Below are 20958 nucleotides of genomic sequence, written 5' to 3' on the forward strand. Positions count from 1 at the left end.
ATTTTGAATTTGTGACCCACTCATTTGGTTTTTTTATTAATTTCCTGTTAACTAAATTTTTTCAATTAGTTAACAGGATAAAAAATGAGAATGAGTGTCAAACAGTTACGCGCGTTTTTAGCGGTAGCTCACACTCTCAATTTCGCGCACGCCAGCGAACGGCTGAATCTTTCCCAGCCGGCCCTGAGCCTGACGATTAAAGCGCTGGAGGATGCGCTCGGCGGGCCGCTGCTGCAGCGGAGCACGCGTAAGGTCGCGCTGACGCAGGAGGGAGAGACGTTTTTGCCGATGGCGCGTCAGCTGCTTGCTGACTGGGATAACGTCGAAGAGGCGATGCACCAGTGCTTTACCCTGCAGCGCGGTAAAATCTCGGTCGCGGCCATGCCGTCGTTTGCCGCGAATGTCCTGCCCGAGGTGCTAAAAGCGTTTCGCGATCGCCACGCCGGGATCAACGTCACCGTGCATGATGTCATTAACGAGCAGGTGATAGAGATGGTGCGGGAAGGGCGGGTCGAGATGGGCATCGCCTTTGAGCCCGCGCCAACGCACAACCTGCTGTTTACCCCGCTGGGCCTCGACAGGTTTGTTGCTATTGTGCCGAAAGATTCCCCGCTGGCAGGCAAGAAGCGCCTGTCATGGGAAGATCTGCTGACGCTGGATTTCATCACCCTGCAGCGCCCGTCGGCGGTACGTCTGATGATGGAGGAGGAGCTGGCGCGAAGCGGCAGAAAGCTGGACGTGGCGCTGGAGAGTCATCAGCTGGTGACGGTCGGGCGAATGGTCGCGAGCGGGCTGGGCGGTAGTGCCGTCCCGGCGCTCTGCGAGGCGCAGATGACGGCGCTGGGCGCGGTCTGTATCCCGCTGGATAACCCGCCGATTGAAAAGTGCATCGGGGCGATCCATCCAGGGCACACGCAGCTCTCAAAAGCGGCGCATGCCCTGCTGGAAACGCTGAAGGATTTTTACCAGCCCAATCAGGGGGCAAGAAACACCTGCGGCGCGGCGTGAGCCGGATGCCTGCCGACGATAACCTGCGCGCCGTACCAGCGCGCCAGCGTATCGGCCTGCAAAACGGTTTCCGGTTCCCCCTGGGAGACGATTTTACCGCCGTGCAGCAGCAGGATGCGATCCGCCCACAGCGCCGCTAAATTGAGGTCGTGCAGCACCGCGCACACGTGCAGATGTCCCCGGCTGGTCAGGGATTTCAGCAGGCGCAGCAGATGCTGCTGGTGATAGAGATCGAGTGCAGACGTCGGTTCATCAAGAAACAGCCAGCCGCGCGGCGCGCCGTCGCACCAGAGCTGAGCCAGCGCGCGGGCGAGCTGAACGCGCTGCTGCTCGCCGCCGGAGAGCGCGGCAAACTGCCTGCCCGCCAGCGGTAAACAGCCGGTGACGTCCATGACCTCCTCAATAACCGACGCCTCGGGCGTGCGGGTCCAGGGCGCTCGCCCCATACCGACGACCGCCTCAACCGGCCAGTCAAATGCGAGCTGCGTGTTCTGGCGCATTACCGCCCGGTAGCTGGAGAGCCTGTGCGGCTGCCAGGCCGCAAGCGGTGTGCCCGCCAGGCTGCATCGTCCGCCCGCAGGTTTAAGGTAGCCGGTCAGCAGCCGCAACAGCGTTGATTTCCCGGCGCCGTTGGGGCCAATCAGCGCCACCAGCTCGCCCTGAGATAAGGTCAGCGACACGTCGTCAATCAGCGTGCGTTGTCCGGCGCGAAAAACAAGGTTTTCAGCACAATAGCGTTCAGCCATGCGCACCTCCGCGACGAAAGATAAGCCACAGAAACCACGGCGCGCCGAGAAGGCTGGTCAGTAAGCCGACCGGCATTTCCGCCGGGGCGACCAGGCTGCGCGCCAGCGTATCGGCAACCAGCAGAAGCAACGCGCCGGCCAGCACCGAGCCGGGGAGCACGGCCCGGTGGTCGGCTCCCAGCCACATGCGCACCAGGTGCGGCACCACCAGGCCGACAAAGCCGATCACGCCGCTGACCGCAACGGCGGCGGCCACCAGCAGGGCGCTGCACAACAGCAGGATCCGCTGCACGGCGGCAACCTCCACGCCGAGGTAATGTGCCTCTTCGTCGCCCAGCTGCAGCAGGTTGAGGGCGCCTGCCAGACGCCAGATCGCGAGCGCGGTGGGAACCATCAGCGACGCGACGGCCAGCAGCGTTGACCACTGCGCCTGGCCGAGGCTGCCCATTCCCCAGAGCGAAAGCTGGCGAAGCTGGGCATCATTGCTGAGCCATGACAGCACCCCGACGGCCGCGCCGCACAGGGCGTTGATGGCAATTCCCACCAGCAGCAGGCGCGACAGGGAAGCATCACGCTGTCGGCTGAGCAGGAAAATCACGAAGGTGGCGGCCAGCGCGCCGAGAAACGCCGCCAGCATCGGGGCATACAGCATCACCAGTGCAGGCAGCGAGAGCGGAAGAACCACCCACAGCGCAACGGCGAGCGCCGCGCCGCTGCTGATGCCGAGCAGTCCCGGGTCCGCCAGCGGATTTCGAAACAGCCCCTGCATCACGCAGCCCGCCAGCGCCAGTGAACCGCCGATAGCCAGCGCCAGCAGCACGCGAGGCAGGCGGATCGTCAGCCAGATTTGACGCAGCGCCTCGTCGGTGCCGTTCCACAGCAGGCTGATCGGCAGGCGTAATGCCCCAACCCCGGTCGCTGCGAGGGTCATGACGGTCAGGATCGCGGTCAGCATCCATAACGATAAGGCTATCCGCCGGGACATCAGGGCAGTTGCTCCGCTTTGGCACGCAGCTGCTGGATGGCTTCCGGCGTTCGCACGCTGAAGCCCAGCAGCGCCATATCGTCAATCGCCAGCACCTGCTTGTTCCGTCCCGCCGGGGTTTGCGCCAGGCCGGGCAGCGTCCACAGATTTGCTTCACCGCCCAGGGCGTTGAGACCGTCCTGAGAAATCACCACCAGATCGGGTCGGCTGGCGATCGTGCCTTCCTGAGACAGCGGCTGATAGCGGGTAAACCCCTGCATCGCGTTCTGCAGTCCCGCCGCACGAATGGCAGCATCCGCGCCGGTCTGTTGTCCGGCGGCCATGGCGGTCATCCCGCCGTGGTTGAGAATAAACAGCACCCGCTTATTGAGCGGCGACGCGGGAAGCGCCGACAGCGCCTGGCGCAGGGTGCTGCGCAGGACCTCCCCCTCGGCCTCGCGGTGCGTCGCTTCAGCGACGATCCGCACCTTTTCGTCAATGACGTTCAGGTCGTTACTGGCAGGAACAGCGATCACCCTGACGTGGCTTTGCTCAACCTGCTTTAGCGCCAGAGACGGCTGCGCCTGGGCGCTGGCCAGCACCAGCGTGGGGCGCATGGACAAGATCCCTTCCGCATTGAGCTGGCGCAGATAGCCCACGTCAGGCAGTGAATTCGCCGCCTGCGGCCACTGGCTGGTGCTGTCGCGCGCCACCAGGGAAGACGCCGCGCCGAGGGCGTAGACAATCTCGGTGACGTCGCCGCCGAGGGTAACGATTTTCTCCTGCGGCGCAGCAAACGCCAGCAGGGGCAGGGCGCTGAGCAGGGCAAGCCACCGTTTCATGCGGCCAGCCCTTTCGCCGTTAAGGCGTCAATCTGGCTGCGCCACTGGCTCTGCTCCGGTTCGCCTTCCGTACGCTGGCCGTACAGCTGTGCGATTTGCGTTCCATCGGCGGCAAACAGCTCCAGGCTGGTGACATGCCCGTCAGCCGTCGGCTTGCGCGTGACCCACGTTTCCGCAATGGATCCTTCAAGCAGATGCAGAGTAAAGGTTGGGTTAAAGACGTTCAGCCAGCCTTTCATTGGCACCAGCTTTTCCACCGCGCCGGTGAAGATCTGCACGCAGCCGCGGTTGCCAACGAAGACCATGATTTCGTTACCGTCCCGACGCGCCGTCTCCAGGAGCTGCGCCAGCGCGGTGTTTTCTACCCGGCAGGCCAGATCGTCACCCACCAGGCGAAACGCCTGCTGGCGGCTGAGGTTATGGCGCTTGAGCAGGCTGAAGAACTGATGAACGTCGGTCATGGCGCGCCACTCGTTATCCACGAGAGCAGCATTTGCGTTTTCTGCATGAGCCGGGGCATCGGCCATCTTCAACGCCAGCGGAGGATTCTCGGCAAAGATAAAGCGGGTCAGCACGTCGCCCCAGGCTGAAACGTCGGTATAATCCGTGGCGTAGACCTTCAGCAGGGCATCGCCCTGGTGGTCGAAGAACTGAATGCTCTGCCGCTCGCCGCGGGCGGTGGCTTCACTGATGTGAAACGCGCTCGCCCACTGATTGAGGAACAGGCGCAGATCCAGCGCGCGCGGGTTCAGCACCAGCCCGGCGTGGCCGTTCAGGTGCTGGTTGGTAAATTTCCCGACCTGCTCGTGTACGGCGTATTCGTTGCGGCAGATACATTTGGTTTCGCCCACCGCCTCCAGCGCGCCCAGGATCTCGCGGATTTCACCGCGCAGTCGCCAGGCGTCGTGACCTACGCGGGCAAAGGTCAGCTCTGCTTCACTGATGTTCATTAACCCCGCGACGTCGCGCGCGTACTTACCCGGATTGGCTTCTTTTAGCTCAAGCCAGCGCGTGTAGTGATTCATTGTCTCTTCCTTCTGAATAGTTGCCCCGAAGGGAATTACCACTGATAGCTTACGAAAATCTTGCCGTTACGACCGTCCTGCGGAATGCCCTGAGGTGACCAGTACGCTTTGTCAAAGGCGTTGCCCAGCACCAGCGTGGTGGTCACGCCCTTGAGCTGCTCCTGGCCTTTATAGCTGACGTAGAAGTCGTTGACCGCATAGCCCGGCTGCTTGCTGTAGCTGCTGCTGACGTGGGTTGAGCGATCGGCAAAGGTGCCGATCCAGCCGACGGAGAACCTGCTTTGCGCCACCGGGATATCCAGCTTGCTGGTGACGGTGTCCGGATTAATGCTGGAGATGTACTCGCCCGTATCAGTGTCTTTCCCGCGCGTGCGGTTATAGGCCAGATCGAGGCTGAAGAGATCGGCCGAATATTTTGCCATCATATCCCAACCCCAGATTTTGGCATTCGGGACGTTGTACGACATGGTGGTCGCGGCGGCAAAATCGACGGTGGTGGAGATATAGTCTTTGGCTTTGGTATCGAAATAGCTGGCTTTAAACTCCAGCGCATCGTTGGCAAGCATCAGATCGTCAAAGCGCAGGCCAAAACCAAACTCCTGCGTTTCGTTGGTTTCCGGGCGCAGGTTCGGGTTTGGCACCCAGTAGTTGGTATAAAAGCGGCCAATGGAGAAGTGTTTGGCGTCGTTATACATTTCGCCCATGGTCGGCGCGCGGAAGGCCTGCGCGTAAGAGCCAAACAGCATCAGCCAGTCGGTTGGGCTGACGGTTAACCCGGCGCGGGATGACCACTTGTCGGCATCCACATCGTTGTAGCCGTCGCTGCTGCCGCGGTAGTTGTCATAGCGCGTGCCGCCCAGCAAGGTAACAGGCAGATCGCGCAGGGTGATCTCATCCTGCAGCCAGCCGGAGCTGAAGTCGATTTTCGCGTCCGGGAAGCCGGTGGTTGCCCCGCCCGGATGCTGCTCCTGACGATAGTATTCCCCGCCGTAGGTCAGAAGGTGTGCTGCAAAGGTGTCGCTGAACAGACGGGTGCGGTTTTCCACCTTGCCGCCTTTGGTCGTCTGCTTACGAAACTCACCGCTGCCGTCGACGTTCTGGGCATTAATGCGCGCTTCGGACCAGTAGACCTTCGCGTCGGCGTCCAGCCAGTCGTACCCTTCCGGTGCAATGTGGTAGCCAACCTGCGCATCGCGCTGGATGGTGGAACGGTCGGTCATCGGGTTACTGCTGTCCGCCCCGGTGGTTTGCGGATTTTTTGGCTCCTGGGCGGCGTTGTTGTAGTAGCGCAGGGAGCCGCTCAGGGTCTGGGCCGGGTCGATTTTCCAGCTGCCTTTCGCCAGCATGTTGTTGATGGATTCGTCGTTAGGCGCGGTAGCACCGTCGCTCTGGCGGATGTCACCGCGATCCCGGCTGGACCAGGAGACCAGACCGTCCAGCGTATCGGTGCGGCCATAGGCGCTGGCGCCCATCCCGAGGCTACGATCGCCCGTCGCGCCCGTTCCAAACACGCGGTAGCCGCTGTTTTTACCCGGTTCGAGCAGATCGTTGGCATCGGCGGTGTCATAAGAGATCACGCCGCCCAGCGCGCCGCTGCCGTACAGCAGGGCCGACGGGCCGCGGACCACCTCGATACGTTTGATTAGCGCGGGATCGAGGAAGGTGCTGTTCAGGTGGCCGGTATCGGTTCCCTGGCGCACGCCGTCAACCAGCACCAGCACGCCGCGGCGGTCATAGCCGCGCAGGTTGACGTCCTGCCCGTTGGTGCGCCCAGTGCCGTCCAGCGTCAGACCGGGGACGTTACGCAGCAGATCGGCCGCCGAGCTGGCGGTTTGTTTCTCCGGCGCGCTGGCGTCAATCACGCTTACCATCATGGGCGCTTCAAAGGCGCTGCGGGCGTTGCCCGTGGCGGTGACGGTAATGTCGTCTGTGGCGGCGAACGCGATGCCCGGCAGGGCGCTAACAATCGCCAGCGCCAGAAATGACGGACGTAAAGATGCGGAAGGCAGGTGTGGCATAGCAACTCTCCATAAGAAGTGAAAAGCGCTGGCTGCCTGGGTATCACCTGGGTGGCTGGCGTATTTTTAGGTGTTGTTTATTTTGTGAGGATCAGTTTTCCGGCATGGGTCTGGCGCAGAAGATAGCGCTGTCCGTCATGCTCGATAATGACCCGTCCCTCATCGCCGAGGAGGGTTTTGCTGTCAATGCGACGCTCGGTAAGGGCTGGTGCTGTGTCTGTTTTTGCTGGCGTTGCCGCGCTGTTATCCGTACGTGACATAATGTATATAAATAACAATCAATGTAACAATGATAATCATTATCAATAAACTGCAAATTGACGGCAAGCGTTTTTGTGAAAAAAGGGTGAGGGGATCAAATTTGGGGGTGAGGTGCGGTCTGATGCCCTCACCCCGACCCTCTCCCACAGGGAGAGGGAGAAGGGCACAATCGTAAGTCGGGTAAGCGTAGCGCCACCCGACAATAACATCAGAAGCGAGAATCTACCGCAGCTGCCAGCTTCTCCAGCAGCAGTTCGCTGTCTTCCCAGCTCAGGCACGGGTCGGTGATCGACTGGCCGTAAACCATCTGCTGTCCGGCAACGATTTTCTGCGTGCCTTCTTTGATAAAGCTCTCAGCCATAATCCCTGCAACGGCGGTCGAGCCGCTGCGGATCTGCTGGCAGATCTCATCGCAGACGTCCAGCTGGCGGCGATGCTGCTTCTGGCAGTTGCCGTGGCTGAAATCCACCACCAGATGTTCCGGCAGGTCGAACTCGGCCAGCGTTTCGCAGGCCGCCGCAATATCTTGGGCATGGTAATTGGGCTTCTTTCCGCCGCGCATAATGATATGCCCGTAAGGGTTACCGCTGGTCTGGTAGATGGTCATATGACCGCTCTTATCCGGCGACAGGAACATGTGGCTGGCACGGGCAGCGCGGATGGCATCAACCGCGATACGGGTGTTGCCATCGGTCCCGTTTTTGAAGCCGACCGGGCATGAGAGGGCGGAGGCCATCTCACGGTGGATCTGGCTTTCGGTGGTGCGCGCGCCAATCGCGCCCCAGCTGATCAGATCGGCGATAAACTGCCCGGTCACCATATCGAGAAACTCGGTCGCCGTCGGAACGCCCAGCTCGTTGACCTGTAAAAGCAGCTTCCGCGCCAGCTCGATACCGTGATTCACGCGATAGCTGCCGTTCAGGTCAGGATCCGAAATCAGCCCCTTCCAGCCGACTACGGTACGCGGTTTTTCAAAGTAGGTGCGCATCACGATCTCAAGGCGATGCTGGTACTTATCCCGCAGTTCCTGAAGTCGTTTTGCATAATCCATCGCGGCATCCAGATCGTGGATGGAGCAAGGCCCAATCACTACCAGAAGACGTTTGTCTTCACCGTTCAGGATTTTTTCAATGCGGCGGCGGGAGGCCGTCACATGTTCCGCGACGGCGGCGGAAACGGGATGCCGCTGTGCCAGTTCAGCCGGCGTGACCAGGCTGTCAATGCGCGCAGTGCGGAGTTCATCGGTTTTATTCATGGAATGTCTCAGAAAATTTTTGCTTCATCGGCAGACTACCGGGAAGTGATGGGCATCACCTTAAACCAATCCCTGCTGATTTCAAGTTCGGGGCGACACCGCCCCGTGGTTGCAGATGATGATACCTGAATCCGAGCTAATGTACTAGCATATTAGTACATGCGGCGATTAAGCCCCATGATGTCGAGAATTTTGGTGGCAATTTCTTCAACCGAATAGTTGGTGCTGTTCAGCCACGGGATCTGGTTTTTGCGGTACAGCGCTTCCACTTCGGAGACCTCCATCCGGCACTGGCGCATGGAGGCGTAGCGGCTGTTCTCGCGGCGCTCCTCGCGGATGGCAGCAAGGCGTTCCGGGTTGATCGTCAGGCCGAACAGCTTGTGCTGCAGCGGCTTAAGGGCGGCGGGCAGCACCAGGTTATCCATGTCGTCGGCGATAAACGGGTAGTTTGCGGCGCGAATGCCAAACTGCATCGCCAGATAGAGGCTGGTCGGGGTTTTACCGCAGCGCGACACGCCAAGCAGGATCACCTGCGCCTGGTCGAGATTTCGCAGCGAAATACCGTCGTCGTGGGCGAGGGTGTAGTCGATAGCGGCGATACGCGCGTCGTACTTGGTCAGGTTGCCGGGGTTCAGCCCGTGGGTACGGTGGGCAATCGGGGTCGGGTCGAGCTTCAGCTCGCTCTGCAGCGGAGCCACCAGCGCCTGTACGATATCCTGGCAGAAGCCTTCACTTTGCAGAATGATGGAGCGAATCTCCGGGATCACGATAGAGTAGAACACCAGCGGGCGGACGCCGGTCTGCTGGTAGATGGCGTCAATCTGGTCCTTCACCGCTTTGGCGCGGCTCTCGTTTTCAACAAACGGCAGCGTGATGCTGTTAATCGAGACGGGAAACTGCGACATCACCGCGTGGCCCAGCACCTCGGCGGTGATCGCCGTACCATCAGAAATATAAAAAACGTGGCGATCGACAGCACTATCCATTTTACTCACCCTGAATATCAGACCTAATTGTCTGAAAGCATAAATTAAAAAAGTAAATTACACAGCAAAGAACTTATCCTAATTATGAATGAAACGCTGTTTTTGATTTTCCTGAAAAGTGGATTTCATTTTTCAAATAGCGACTTTATTTTTGGGGTTTCTGGCTGAATATAGAGGAATCATCGGGTTAATCGTTGATGGGAAAGTATCCGAAAAGTTGAAATTTTAAATTGCTTACACGATTCACCGTTTTTTTAGCGGAAATAAATATGCCAGTATAAATACGTAGTCAGGTGTTACTTACTCCGATCAAATATCACAAAAGGATTGTTTCGATGTCCAACAATGGCTCGTCACCGCTGGTGCTTTGGTATAACCAACTCGGCATGAATGATGTAGACAGAGTTGGGGGCAAAAATGCCTCCCTGGGTGAAATGATTACAAATCTGTCAGGTATGGGTGTCTCCGTACCGAACGGGTTTGCCACCACCGCCGATGCCTTTAACCTGTTTTTAGACCAGAGCGGTGTTAACCAGCGCATTTACGACCTGCTGGATAAAACGGATATTGATGACGTCACCGAGCTTGCCAAAGCCGGGGCGCAGATCCGCCAGTGGATCATCGACACACCTTTCCAGCCGGAACTGGAAAAAGCCATTCACGACGCGTACGACCAGCTCTCTGCTGACGACGCGCAGGCCTCCTTTGCCGTACGTTCCTCTGCGACCGCAGAAGATATGCCGGACGCCTCGTTTGCCGGGCAGCAGGAAACCTTCCTGAACGTCCAGGGTTACGATGCGGTGCTGGTGGCGGTGAAGCACGTGTTTGCTTCCCTGTTCAACGACCGCGCCATCTCCTATCGCGTGCACCAGGGCTATGACCATCGCGGCGTGGCGCTCTCCGCTGGCGTGCAGCGCATGGTGCGCTCGGACGTGGGCTCATCCGGCGTGATGTTCTCCATTGATACCGAATCCGGCTTCGACCAGGTGGTGTTTATCACCTCCGCGTGGGGTCTGGGTGAGATGGTGGTGCAGGGTGCGGTAAACCCTGACGAATTCTATGTCCACAAGCCAACGCTGGCCGCTGGCCGTCCGGCGGTGGTGCGCCGCACCATGGGCTCGAAAAAAATCCGCATGATCTATGCCCCGACCCAGGAGCATGGCAAGCAGGTTAAAATTGAAGATGTACCGCAGGAGCAGCGCGACCGCTTCTCCCTGACCGACGCCGAAGTGCAGGAACTGGCGAAGCAGGCGGTGCAGATCGAAAAACACTACGGTCGTCCGATGGACATCGAATGGGCGAAAGACGGTAACACCGGCAAGCTGTTTATCGTGCAGGCGCGTCCGGAAACCGTCCGCTCGCGCGGTCAGGTGATGGAGCGTTATACGCTGCACGCGCAGGGTAAAATCGTGGCGGAAGGCCGCGCCATCGGTCACCGCATCGGTGCCGGTCCGGTCAAAGTGATCCACGACATCAGCGAGATGAACCGTATTGAGCCCGGCGACGTGCTGGTAACCGACATGACCGACCCGGACTGGGAACCGATCATGAAGAAAGCGGCGGCTATCGTCACCAACCGCGGCGGTCGTACCTGCCACGCGGCGATCATTGCCCGCGAGCTGGGTATTCCTGCGGTTGTCGGCTGCGGTGACGCCACCGAGCGCATGAAGGACGGGCAGAACGTGACCGTCTCCTGTGCCGAAGGTGATACCGGCTACGTCTACGCCGATATCCTCGACTTCAGCGTGAAGAGCTCAAGCGTGGATACCATGCCGGACCTGCCGCTGAAGATCATGATGAACGTCGGCAACCCGGACCGCGCGTTTGACTTCGCCTGCCTGCCGAACGAAGGCGTTGGCCTGGCGCGTCTGGAATTTATCATCAACCGTATGATCGGCGTTCACCCGCGTGCGCTGCTGGAGTTTGACGACCAGGATCCGAAGCTGCAGAACGAAATCCGCGAGATGATGAAAGGCTACGACTCGCCGAAAGAGTTCTACGTCGGCCGTCTGACAGAAGGGATCGCGACGCTGGGCGCTGCCTTCTATCCAAAACGCGTGATCGTGCGTCTGTCTGACTTTAAGTCTAACGAGTACGCCAACCTGGTCGGCGGCGAGCGCTACGAGCCGGAAGAAGAGAACCCGATGCTGGGCTTCCGCGGGGCCGGACGCTACGTGTCCGACAGCTTCCGCGACTGCTTCGCGCTGGAGTGTGAAGCGGTGAAACGCGTGCGCAACGACATGGGACTGACCAACGTCGAAATCATGATCCCGTTCGTGCGTACCGTGGATCAGGCGAAAGCCGTTGTGGACGAGCTGGCGCGTCAGGGTCTGAAGCGCGGCGAGAACGGGCTGAAGATCATCATGATGTGCGAAATCCCGTCCAACGCCCTGCTTGCCGAGCAGTTCCTCGAGCACTTCGACGGCTTCTCTATCGGCTCGAACGACATGACGCAGCTGACGCTGGGTCTGGACCGCGACTCCGGCGTGGTCTCCGAGCTGTTCGACGAGCGCAACGAGGCGGTGAAAGCGCTGCTCTCCATGTCCATCCGTGCGGCGAAGAAGCAGGGTAAATACGTCGGGATCTGCGGTCAGGGTCCATCCGACCATGAAGACTTTGCCGCATGGCTGATGGAAGAGGGGATCGATAGCCTGTCCCTGAACCCGGACACCGTGGTGCAAACCTGGCTGAGCCTGGCGGAACTGAACAAGTAACGCCACGCTGACCCGAAAAGGCGAGGATATTATTCCTCGCCTTTTTTATTTCATTTCTTATTTGCTCCCCATCACAAATAAAGTAAAAAACCAAATATCATAATTTGTCTGTCAATTTAGACAATTGTTAGCGCGCAAACCGTTGCTAATACTTGAGCCTTACTGCGCATTTCCCTTAAGAAGATGCGCAACTGGTTGAAATACGTTTTAACCTGATAAAAAGGCAAATAACAATGACACTCTCCTCTGTATTGCGTACCAAAGATAAAATAGGTTATGGCTTAGGCGATATGGCCAGCGCGCTGGTCTGGCAAACGGCAACCTTATTTCTCGCTTATTTTTATACAGACGTATTTGGGCTACCCGCCGCGATTATGGGCACCATGTTTTTAGTGGTGCGCGTGGTCGATGCGTTTGTCGATCCGTGCATTGGCGCACTGGTTGACCGCACCCGGACGCGCCACGGTCGTTTCCGTCCCTGGCTGTTGTGGTTTGCCATTCCGTTCGGGGTGAGCTGCCTCATTACCTTCTATGTGCCGGACGTTGGGCCGACGGGAAAAATCGTTTATGCCTGCGTGACCTACGCGATTTTAAGCCTGATTTACTCCGCGATTAACGTGCCTTACTGCGCCATGCCCGGCGCGCTGACGCTGGATCCGCGCGAGCGTCATTCTCTGCAGTCGTGGCGCTTTGGCCTGTCGTTTATCGGCGGGCTGATCGTGACGGTTATTGCCCTGCCGCTGGTCTCACTGTTAGGCCAGGGCAACGTGCAGAAAGGCTATTTCTATGCCATGAGCCTGATGGGGCTGTTAGGCATTGTGCTGTTCTTCTGCTGTTTCCTGATGACCCGAGAGCGTTATTCTCCGCGCAATGATACCTCCGGCTCCATGCTCACCGATTTAAAACTGCTGGCCGGTAACAGCCAGTGGCGTATTGTGTTCCTGTTTAATATTTTGCTGTTAACGGCGGTGGTGACGCGCGGTTCCGCCACCATGTATTACGTGAACTATGTGCTGCTGCGTCCGGATCTGGTTTTTGCCTTTATTGTTTCCGGCATGGTGGCCTCCTTAAGCGGCGCATTATTATCTGAACGACTGCTGGGGAAATTTGACCGCGTGCGCGCCTACCAGTGGACGATTATCTCCTTCGTTATCTTCGGCGCGCTGATTTTCTTCCTGCCTCCTTCACAGGTGTGGCTAATCTTTGGCCTTAACATTGTCTTTAGCTTTATTCAAAACCTTACCACGCCGCTGCAGTGGACCATGTTCTCCGATGTGGTCGACTACGAAGAGCACCGGAGCGGCCGTCGTCTGGACGGGCTGGTTTTCTCCACCGCGCTGTTTGCCATCAAGTTTGGCCTGGCGCTGGGCGGGGCGGTCGTCGGCTGGGTGCTTGGCATGGTGGATTACGCCCCGGGCCAGGCAACCCAGTCGCCAGGCGTTCTCTCGACCATCAACGCGCTTTTCACCCTTATCCCGTGCGCGCTGTTCCTCTGCATGGTCGCGCTGCTTGCCATCTACAAGCTAAACAGCCGGCTGGTGGATTCCATCGCCCGGGAGTTGGCCAGCAAGCGTGAAGTCAGACCCGAAGCGGGGCAGCTCAGCCCGGCAACCCCTTCCGCACTACAGGAGTAAAACATGACGACTATCTATAAGGACGCGGGACGTCCCGTGCACGAGCGCGTCGCCGACTTACTGGCGCGCATGACCCCGGAAGAGAAGTTCGCCCAGATGCACGCGTACTGGCTGATCCTCGATGAAAACGGCAACCACCGCGAGCGCAGCGATCTGAGTGACGAATTCGCCGGCGTGAGCGAGCAGGCTGCGCTCAGCGAACGGCTTAAGCTGGGCGTCGGGCAGATCACGCGGCCGCTGGGCACCCACATCGTTGACGCGAAAACCGGCGTGCGCGCGGCGAATCGCCTGCAGCGCATGATGATGGAAGAGACGCGTCTTGGCATTCCGGCGCTGTTCCATGAAGAGTGTCTGGTGGGGCTGCTGTGCAAAGACGCCACCCTCTTCCCGTCGTCATTGAACTACGGTTCGACCTGGGATCCGGAGCTGGTGCAGAGGGCGGCAGAGCAGATCGGCAAAGAGGCGCGCTCCGTAGGCTGCCAGCAGGGGCTTGCGCCGGTGCTGGACGTGTCCCGAGACGTGCGCTGGGGGCGAACCGAAGAGACCTTCGGGGAAGATCCCTGGCTGGTGGGCGTGATGGCGACCGCCTACGTGAAGGGTTTACAGGGCGATAAGCGCGACCTGCTGGCAACCCTGAAACATTACGTGGGTCACTCGTTCAGCGAAGGAGCGCGCAACCATGCGCCGGTCCATCTGGGGTTCAGCGAGCTGAACGACACCTTCCTGCTGCCGTTTGAAATGGCGGTCAAGCTGGCAAACGCCGGTTCGGTTATGCCCGCGTACCACGATATTGATAACCAGCCGGGGCACAGCGACAGCTTCCTGCTGACCACCGTCCTGCGCGAGCAGTGGGGGTTCGACGGTGTTATTGTGGCGGATTACGGCGGCGTCAGCCTGCTGCACCAGCACCACGGGATTTCCCACGACGCGGCCGAATCTGCCGCGCTGGCGTTCAACGCCGGGCTGGACGTTGAGCTGCCGAAAGACGACTGCGCGCGGCATCTGGCGGAAGCGGTAGAGCGCGGGCTGATCTCTATGGCGAAGGTCGATGAGGTCGTGGCGCGTACGCTGACGGAAAAATTCCGCCTTGGCCTGTTTGAAAACCCGTACGCGGATGAAAACGGTATCGACCTGCAAAACGCTATCACCCGCCGGGCCGCGCGGGAGGTGGCGACGAAATCGCTCACGCTGCTGGAAAATAACGGCATTTTACCGCTAGGCGGCAAACCTCGGGTCGCGGTAGTGGGGCCGACGGCAGACGATCCGCTGGCGTTACTCAGCGGCTACAGCTTCCCGGTGCATTTGATCATCAGCGATATGGTGGAAGAGACCTCGCAGGTCACGACCCCGCGCGCGGCGCTGGAGCAGTATCTCGGTGCTTCGAACGTCCGCTATGCCAAAGGGTGCCACATCATCGAAAAACGGATGGCGGGCGCGCCGGTCTTCCCGGGCGACAGCGGCGGCAAACCGATGCAGCAGTCGCCGGTATCGCAAAGTACCACTCTAATCCCCGAGGCCGTGAACGCCGCGCAGGAGAGTGACGTGGTGGTGGCCTGCGTGGGCGATCTCGCCGGGCTGTTCCAGAGCGGTACCGTGGGGGAAGGTTCCGATACCGATTCCCTGAACCTGCCGGGCGTGCAGCAACAGCTTCTGGAAGCGCTGGTCGCCACCGGTAAACCGGTGATTGTGGTGATGACCGGGGGGCGTCCATACAACCTGCAGGGTCTGGAAGACAAGGTCGCGGCGCTGATGATGGCCTGGGGGCCGGGGCAGGAAGGGGGCTGGGCGATTGCGGACGTGTTAACCGGACGTGCGGAGCCGCAGGGTCGCCTGGTGGTGAGCGTGCCGAAAAGCGCCGGCGCGATGCCGTATTACTACAATCACAAGCTCAAAAGCGGCGGTACGCCGTTTGCGTTCCATTTCGGTTCGCGTTACCCGTTTGGCTTCGGCCTCGGCTGGACGCAGTTTAGCTGGGGTGCAGCCCGCGTCGCCGAAAGCAGCGTGCCGGTCGACGGAGAGGTGATACTCAGTGTCGATATCACCAATACCGGGGAGCGCAGCGGCAGCGAGGTGGTGCAGGTTTACGTCAGGGATAAGGTCGCCACCCAGGTGCGGCCGCTTCAGGAGCTGAAGGCCTTCCAGCGCGTCACGCTCTCACCGGGCGAAACCGCCACGCTCACCTTTACGCTGCCGGTTGAGATGTTCAACTTCACCCGTCGCGACGGAAAACGCATCGTTGAGCCGGGCGAGTTTGAGCTTCAGGTTGGCGCATCGTCGGCGGATATCCGCGAGGCGGTGACGGTCAATGCGACAGGAGAAACGCGGGTGCTGCCTGCTGAGTGGCGGATGCTCAGTACCTGTGAGGTCAGACGCGCGTAGTCAGGATAAAAAAAAGCCCATCGTGGGAGATGGGCAAAGACTACACACAGCAATTCGTTGTTTCACTCAGGGGATTTCCATGCTTATAAATCAAGGTGTTGATTTATAACCGTGTGCTAATAGTAGGCATTGTGTTATTTAGCGTCGATCGGATTCGTCTCAATAGTTAAAGAGACGTAAAGAATTCTTGAGGTTATTAGTAGACTTACTGCTGAAAAGGCGGGTCTGACCAGTGAGCAACGAATAAATACTTTAGCAGCGTTTAAGTATCATGCGGGAGAGTGTAGGCCGGGTGGGCGTTAACGCCACCCGGCAGCATACCTTAATGCGTGTTCTTCTCTTCCAGCTCTTCCAGTTCGCTCAAAATCACGTCCGGGTCAGTTCCCGGCGGCGGAATTTCATGCACCCAGGCAGAGAACAGACGCCAGGTGACGGCGAGCAGCACCGGGCCAATAAACAGGCCAATCATGCCAAAGGCAATCAATCCGCCAATGACCCCGGAGAGGATCAGGATCAGCGGCAGGTCTGCGCCCATGCGGATGAGGATCGGACGAATCACGTTATCCATGGTGCCGACCACGCAGCTCCAGACCAGCAGCACCGTTCCCCACGTGGTATCGCCCGTCCAGTAGAGCCAGATAATGCTGGGGACCAGCACCAGCAACGGTCCCAGTTGCGCAAGACAGGTCATCAGCATGACAACGGTGAACACGGTGGCGTACGGTACGCCGGAAATTGCCAGACCGATCCCGCCCAGCACCGCCTGCACCAGCGCGGTGACCACCACCCCCAGCGCAACCGCGCGCACGGCCTGTGCGGCCAGCAGTACCGCGGCGTCACCGCGTTTGCCCGCCAGGCGGGTGGCAAAGTGACGAACGCCTAAAGCCACCTGCTCGCCGCGCCAGTAGAGCAGGGCGCTGAAGAGCAGCATCAGGGTACAGTGCATCATAAAGCGGCCGATATGCGCCGCCTGACCGACAAACCAGGTGGTAGTGGTGCCAATATACGGGCGGACTTTTGCCATCAGCGCGCTGCCGCCCATCTCCAGCAGGCTATGCCAGCCGCTGTAGAGTTTTGAGCCCACCACCGGAATGCTGTTCAGCCAGGCGAGATCCGGCAGCGTCAGGTCACCGCTGCTAATGGCGCGAATAACCGGGCCACTGGAATCCACCAGGCTATTCACCAGCAGGGCGATCGGAATAATAAACAGCAGGAACAGCAGGAGCGTCATGACCAGTACGGCGAGCCCGCGGCGGCCAAACAGCAGCTTCTGCAAGCGCAGCAGCAAAGGCCACGTGGCAACGACTACGGTCGCGGCCCACGCAAAGCCGAGAATAAAGGGTTGAACAATCCACAGACACGCAATAATCATGAGGGCCAGAAACAGCACCGACAGCAAAATTTGCGCAACATCCCTGGGCTGGCGAAGATTGACCATAAATGAAACTTTCCTTAAAAGAACGCCAGTACGACTGGCGGGAACGGAAAACCGCGTCTCTTTAATCATTAATGATCTCAGCGGTTTTTAACAGGCGAATTCTGCCTGTAATTCAGCAGAGATTATAAGAAAAAAATGTGATAAAACTTTTAAGATACACGCAAACGATTTCATACAACTCTAATTAGGGTCGACAGTCATGATCCCACAGATTTCTCAGGCACCTGGCGTCGTTCAGCTGGTGCTTAATTTTTTGCAAGCACTGGAGCAACAGGGTTTTACAGGTGATACCGCCACGAACTATGCCGACAGGCTGACGATGGCGACCGATAACAGTATCTACCAGCTTCTTCCCGATGCCGTGGTTTTCCCCCGTTCAACGGCCGACGTCGCGCTTATCGCCCGGCTCGCCACGCAGGAGCGGTTTGCCTCGCTGGTCTTTACGCCGCGCGGCGGCGGCACCGGGACCAACGGTCAGGCGCTGAACCAGGGCATCATTGTTGATATGTCGCGCTATATGAACCGCATCATTGAGATCAACCCTGAGGAGGGGTGGGTGCGGGTCGAAGCGGGCGTCATCAAAGATCAGCTTAATCAGTATCTCAAGCCTTACGGTTACTTTTTTGCCCCTGAGCTCTCCACCAGCAACCGCGCGACCCTTGGCGGGATGATTAACACGGATGCCTCCGGGCAGGGCTCGCTGGTCTACGGTAAAACCTCCGATCACGTGCTGGGCGTGCGTGCGGTGCTGCTGGGCGGCGATATTCTCGATACCCAGCCGATGCCGGTTGAACTGGCGGAAACGCTGGGCAAAGACAACACCGCCAGCGGTCGTATCTATCGCACCGTGCTGGAACGCTGTCGCGACAACCGCCAGCTTATTCTCGATAAATTCCCCAAGCTGAACCGCTTCCTGACCGGGTACGATCTGCGTCACGTCCTTAACGATGACCTGACCCAGTTTGATTTAACCCGCGTGCTGACCGGCTCCGAAGGGACGCTGGCGTTTATTACCGAAGCGCGGCTGGATATCACCCGCTTGCCGAAAGTGCGTCGCCTGGTAAACGTCAAATACGACTCCTTCGACTCCGCGCTGCGCAATGCGCCGTTTATGGTGCAAGCGCAGGCGCTGTCGGTGGAGACCGTCGACTCTAAGGTACTCAATCTGGCCCGGGAAGATATTGTCTGGCACTCCGTAAGCGACCTCATTACCGACGTGCCGGATAAAGAGATGCTCGGTCTCAATATCGTGGAATTTGCCGGCGACGACGCGGAGCTGATTGAACGGCAGGTCACCACGCTCTGCCAGCGGCTGGATGAGCTAATTGCGCAGGGTGAAGGCGGCGTCATCGGCTGGCAGCTCTGTAACGATCTGGCCGGGATCGAGCGTATCTATGCGATGCGTAAAAAAGCCGTGGGCCTGCTCGGCAATGCGAAAGGGGCGGCGAAGCCCATTCCCTTTGCCGAAGATACCTGCGTGCCGCCCGAGCATCTGGCGGATTACATCGTGGAGTTTCGCGCCCTGCTGGACAGCCACGGCCTGAGCTATGGCATGTTCGGCCACGTCGACGCCGGGGTACTGCACGTGCGTCCGGCGCTGGACATGTGCGACCCGCAGCAGGAGATCCTGATGAAGCAGATCTCCGACGACGTGGTGGCCTTAACCGCCAAATACGGCGGCCTGCTGTGGGGAGAGCACGGGAAAGGGTTCCGCGCGGAATACAGCCCGGCATTCTTTGGCGAACAGCTCTACGCGGAATTGCGTAAGGTGAAAGCGGCGTTCGACCCGCACAACCGCCTCAACCCGGGTAAAATCTGCCCGCCTGAAGGCGTAGACGCGCCAATGCTGCAGGTGGATGCCGTCAAGCGCGGCACCTACGACAGGCAGATCCCGATTGCGGTGCGCTCGTCCTGGCGCGGCGCGATGGAGTGCAACGGCAATGGCCTGTGCTTTAACTTTGATGTGAAAAGCCCGATGTGCCCGTCGATGAAAATCACCAGCAACCGTATCCACTCGCCGAAAGGGCGGGCGACGCTGGTGCGCGAGTGGCTGCGTCTGCTGGCCGACCGCGGGGTGGATCCGCTCAAGCTGGAGCAGGAGCTGCCGGAAAAACGGGCCAGCCTGCGCTCGCTGATTGAGCGCACCCGCAACAGCTGGCATGCCAACAAGGGCGAGTACGATTTCTCCCATGAGGTGAAAGAGGCGATGTCCGGCTGTCTGGCCTGTAAAGCCTGCTCTACCCAGTGCCCGATTAAAATCGACGTGCCGGAATTCCGCTCGCGTTTCCTGCAGCTTTACCACACCCGATACCTCCGCCCGGTGCGCGACCATCTGGTGGCGACGGTGGAAAGCTACGCGCCGCTGATGGCGCGGGCGCCAAAGACCTTCAACTTCTTTATCAACCAGCCGCTGGTGCGCAAGCTCTCCGAAAAACACATCGGCATGGTCGATCTCCCGCTGCTGTCGGTCCCGTCTCTGCAGCGCCAGCTTGTCGGCCACCGTTCGGCGAACATGACCCTCGAACAGCTGGAGGCGCTCGCTCCGGAGCAAAAAGCGAATGTGGTGCTGGTGGTGCAGGATCCGTTCACCAGCTACTACGATGCGCAGGTTGTGGCCGATTTCGTCCGTCTGGCGGAGAAGGTGGGTTACCAGCCGGTGGTTCTGCCGTTCTCTCCCAACGGCAAGGCGCAGCACATTAAAGGTTTCCTGACGCGATTTGCGAAGACCGCGCAGAAAACGTCTGACTTCTTAAACCGCGTGGCGCAACTCGGGATACCGATGGTCGGCGTCGATCCGGCGCTGGTGCTTTGCTATCGCGATGAATATAAGCAGACGCTGGGCGATAAGCGCGGCGATTTTAACGTCATGCTGGTGCACGAGTGGCTTCCGGTGGCGCTGGCAGATAAGGCCGTTCAGGACGTCAGCGGTGAACCGTGGTATCTGTTCGGCCACTGCACGGAAGTGACCGCGCTGCCGGGTGCCCCCGCGCAGTGGGCGTCCGTTTTTGCCCGCTTCGGTGCGAAGCTGGAGAGCGTCAACGTAGGCTGCTGCGGGATGGCCGGAACCTACGGACACGAAGTGAAAAACCACGCCAACTCGCTCGGCATCTATGAGCTGTCCTGGCATCAGGCGATGCAGCGTTTGCCGCGAAACCGCTGTCTGGCGACGGGCTACTCCTGCCGCAGCCAGGTAAAACGGGTAGAAGGTAACGGTGTGCGTCACCCATTGCAGGCTTTACTGGAGATAATTGGATGATCTGGAAACGTGCCGTCACGCTGCAGGCGCTGAACGCCATGGGCGAGGGGAATATGGTGGGGCTGCTGGATATCCAGTTCATCCGCATTGGCGACGATGAGATTGAGGCCACCATGCCGGTCGATAGTCGCACCCACCAACCGTTTGGCTTATTGCACGGCGGGGCCTCCGTCGTGCTGGCCGAAACGCTGGGCTCGGTGGCGGGGTATCTCTGTACCGAAGGGGAGCAGAAGGTTGTCGGACTCGAGGTGAATGCTAACCACATTCGCTCGGTGCGCAGCGGGCGCGTGCGCGGTGTTTGCCGCGCGCTGCACGCCGGAAGCCGCCATCAGGTGTGGCAGATAGATATTCTCGATGAGCAGGATCGCCTGTGCTGCTCGTCGCGGCTGACCACGGCGGTTGTGTAAAGTTTTCAGATGTTTTGCCTTTGGT

Annotated in this window: 15 protein-coding genes and 1 other RNA gene; 6 read left to right on the forward strand and 10 right to left on the reverse strand. The window is 59.3% G+C overall.

Translation table 11 applies throughout. From position 1 onward, the window contains the following. The first annotated feature begins 84 nt into the window (after nucleotides 1–84). Entirely contained in the window at nucleotides 85–1008 is a 924-nt protein-coding gene (locus ACOTZC_RS02860) for a LysR family transcriptional regulator (RefSeq protein ID WP_063409537.1), read from the forward strand. Here ACOTZC_RS02860 and ACOTZC_RS02865 read toward each other — a convergent pair. The 8 genes from ACOTZC_RS02865 to ppsR form a co-directional block, all read right to left on the reverse strand. Next, on the reverse strand, nucleotides 975–1754 hold the full coding sequence (locus ACOTZC_RS02865) for a heme ABC transporter ATP-binding protein (RefSeq protein WP_163353710.1): 780 nt from the start codon (nucleotides 1752–1754) through the stop codon (nucleotides 975–977). The genes ACOTZC_RS02860 and ACOTZC_RS02865 overlap by 34 nt on opposite strands. Then, nucleotides 1747–2739 carry a FecCD family ABC transporter permease gene (locus tag ACOTZC_RS02870; protein ID WP_045353752.1) on the reverse strand — a complete coding sequence of 331 codons (993 nt, stop codon included), beginning with the start codon at nucleotides 2737–2739 and terminating at the stop codon, nucleotides 1747–1749. The genes ACOTZC_RS02865 and ACOTZC_RS02870 overlap by 8 nt, the downstream gene beginning before the upstream one ends. Next, nucleotides 2739–3560: a heme/hemin ABC transporter substrate-binding protein gene (locus tag ACOTZC_RS02875; RefSeq protein ID WP_045401468.1), complete on the reverse strand. Its 822-nt coding sequence runs from the start codon at nucleotides 3558–3560 to the stop codon at nucleotides 2739–2741. The genes ACOTZC_RS02870 and ACOTZC_RS02875 overlap by 1 nt, the downstream gene beginning before the upstream one ends. After that, nucleotides 3557–4585, reverse strand: a complete 1029-nt coding sequence (gene chuS / locus ACOTZC_RS02880) for a hematinate-forming heme oxygenase ChuS (protein ID WP_045401466.1) — start codon at nucleotides 4583–4585, stop codon at nucleotides 3557–3559. The genes ACOTZC_RS02875 and chuS overlap by 4 nt, the downstream gene beginning before the upstream one ends. A gap of 35 nt (nucleotides 4586–4620) precedes the next feature. Beyond that, the gene (locus ACOTZC_RS02885; protein ID WP_333032113.1) at nucleotides 4621–6603 is read right to left on the reverse strand and encodes a TonB-dependent hemoglobin/transferrin/lactoferrin family receptor; all 1983 of its coding nucleotides are present in this window, start codon (nucleotides 6601–6603) and stop codon (nucleotides 4621–4623) included. 77 nt (nucleotides 6604–6680) lie between these two features. Beyond that, nucleotides 6681–6863 carry a hemin uptake protein HemP gene (gene hemP / locus ACOTZC_RS02890; protein ID WP_032668210.1) on the reverse strand — a complete coding sequence of 61 codons (183 nt, stop codon included), beginning with the start codon at nucleotides 6861–6863 and terminating at the stop codon, nucleotides 6681–6683. Nucleotides 6864–7072: 209 nt separating this feature from the next. Then, on the reverse strand, nucleotides 7073–8119 hold the full coding sequence (gene aroH / locus ACOTZC_RS02895; protein ID WP_126303179.1) for a 3-deoxy-7-phosphoheptulonate synthase AroH: 1047 nt from the start codon (nucleotides 8117–8119) through the stop codon (nucleotides 7073–7075). Nucleotides 8120–8271: 152 nt separating this feature from the next. Next, the gene (gene ppsR, locus ACOTZC_RS02900; protein WP_023311315.1) at nucleotides 8272–9105 is read right to left on the reverse strand and encodes a posphoenolpyruvate synthetase regulatory kinase/phosphorylase PpsR; all 834 of its coding nucleotides are present in this window, start codon (nucleotides 9103–9105) and stop codon (nucleotides 8272–8274) included. A gap of 335 nt (nucleotides 9106–9440) precedes the next feature. Between ppsR and ppsA the strand changes: the two genes are divergently transcribed. The 3 genes from ppsA to ACOTZC_RS02915 all read left to right on the forward strand — a co-directional run bounded on the left by ppsA (nucleotide 9441) and on the right by ACOTZC_RS02915 (nucleotide 15832). Continuing rightward, nucleotides 9441–11819, forward strand: coding sequence for a phosphoenolpyruvate synthase (gene ppsA, locus ACOTZC_RS02905; RefSeq protein WP_047174067.1), 2379 nt, complete (start codon nucleotides 9441–9443; stop codon nucleotides 11817–11819). A 233-nt stretch (nucleotides 11820–12052) separates the two neighbouring features. After that, nucleotides 12053–13453: an MFS transporter gene (locus ACOTZC_RS02910; protein ID WP_045401459.1), complete on the forward strand. Its 1401-nt coding sequence runs from the start codon at nucleotides 12053–12055 to the stop codon at nucleotides 13451–13453. 3 nt (nucleotides 13454–13456) lie between these two features. Then, on the forward strand, nucleotides 13457–15832 hold the full coding sequence (locus ACOTZC_RS02915; protein WP_126303182.1) for a glycoside hydrolase family 3 N-terminal domain-containing protein: 2376 nt from the start codon (nucleotides 13457–13459) through the stop codon (nucleotides 15830–15832). 5 nt (nucleotides 15833–15837) lie between these two features. Here the strand turns inward: ACOTZC_RS02915 and rprA are convergent. Next, nucleotides 15838–15945, reverse strand: an RNA gene (gene rprA / locus ACOTZC_RS02920) — antisense sRNA RprA. A 209-nt stretch (nucleotides 15946–16154) separates the two neighbouring features. Beyond that, nucleotides 16155–17270, reverse strand: a complete 1116-nt coding sequence (gene ydiK / locus ACOTZC_RS02925) for an AI-2E family transporter YdiK (RefSeq protein WP_023311319.1) — start codon at nucleotides 17268–17270, stop codon at nucleotides 16155–16157. A gap of 199 nt (nucleotides 17271–17469) precedes the next feature. Here ydiK and ydiJ point away from each other — a divergent pair, with 199 nt between their 5' ends. Then, complete coding sequence (gene ydiJ, locus ACOTZC_RS02930) at nucleotides 17470–20526, forward strand: D-2-hydroxyglutarate dehydrogenase YdiJ (RefSeq protein WP_064791050.1); 3057 nt, start codon at nucleotides 17470–17472, stop codon at nucleotides 20524–20526. After that, nucleotides 20523–20933: a 1,4-dihydroxy-2-naphthoyl-CoA hydrolase gene (gene menI / locus ACOTZC_RS02935; protein ID WP_023311321.1), complete on the forward strand. Its 411-nt coding sequence runs from the start codon at nucleotides 20523–20525 to the stop codon at nucleotides 20931–20933. The genes ydiJ and menI overlap by 4 nt, the downstream gene beginning before the upstream one ends. Nucleotides 20934–20958: the final 25 nt, after the last annotated feature.

Origin of the sequence: Enterobacter cloacae complex sp. SHL009, assembly GCF_049237205.1 — a bacterium.
Lineage (GTDB): Bacteria > Pseudomonadota > Gammaproteobacteria > Enterobacterales > Enterobacteriaceae > Enterobacter > Enterobacter cloacae_M.

Bases quoted from the DNA above. Each gene is read 5' to 3' on its own strand.
- ppsR (WP_023311315.1), bottom strand. From the start codon at position 9,105: ATGGATAGTGCTGTCGATCGCCACGTTTTTTATATTTCTGATGGTACG.
- ydiJ (WP_064791050.1), top strand. From the start codon at position 17,470: ATGATCCCACAGATTTCTCAGGCACCTGGCGTCGTTCAGCTGGTGCTT.
- ACOTZC_RS02875 (WP_045401468.1), bottom strand. From the start codon at position 3,560: ATGAAACGGTGGCTTGCCCTGCTCAGCGCCCTGCCCCTGCTGGCGTTT.
- ACOTZC_RS02915 (WP_126303182.1), top strand. From the start codon at position 13,457: ATGACGACTATCTATAAGGACGCGGGACGTCCCGTGCACGAGCGCGTC.
- ydiK (WP_023311319.1), bottom strand. From the start codon at position 17,270: ATGGTCAATCTTCGCCAGCCCAGGGATGTTGCGCAAATTTTGCTGTCG.
- ppsA (WP_047174067.1), top strand. From the start codon at position 9,441: ATGTCCAACAATGGCTCGTCACCGCTGGTGCTTTGGTATAACCAACTC.
- menI (WP_023311321.1), top strand. From the start codon at position 20,523: ATGATCTGGAAACGTGCCGTCACGCTGCAGGCGCTGAACGCCATGGGC.
- aroH (WP_126303179.1), bottom strand. From the start codon at position 8,119: ATGAATAAAACCGATGAACTCCGCACTGCGCGCATTGACAGCCTGGTC.
- ACOTZC_RS02865 (WP_163353710.1), bottom strand. From the start codon at position 1,754: ATGGCTGAACGCTATTGTGCTGAAAACCTTGTTTTTCGCGCCGGACAA.
- chuS (WP_045401466.1), bottom strand. From the start codon at position 4,585: ATGAATCACTACACGCGCTGGCTTGAGCTAAAAGAAGCCAATCCGGGT.
- ACOTZC_RS02860 (WP_063409537.1), top strand. From the start codon at position 85: ATGAGAATGAGTGTCAAACAGTTACGCGCGTTTTTAGCGGTAGCTCAC.
- ACOTZC_RS02870 (WP_045353752.1), bottom strand. From the start codon at position 2,739: ATGTCCCGGCGGATAGCCTTATCGTTATGGATGCTGACCGCGATCCTG.
- hemP (WP_032668210.1), bottom strand. From the start codon at position 6,863: ATGTCACGTACGGATAACAGCGCGGCAACGCCAGCAAAAACAGACACA.
- ACOTZC_RS02910 (WP_045401459.1), top strand. From the start codon at position 12,053: ATGACACTCTCCTCTGTATTGCGTACCAAAGATAAAATAGGTTATGGC.
- ACOTZC_RS02885 (WP_333032113.1), bottom strand. From the start codon at position 6,603: ATGCCACACCTGCCTTCCGCATCTTTACGTCCGTCATTTCTGGCGCTG.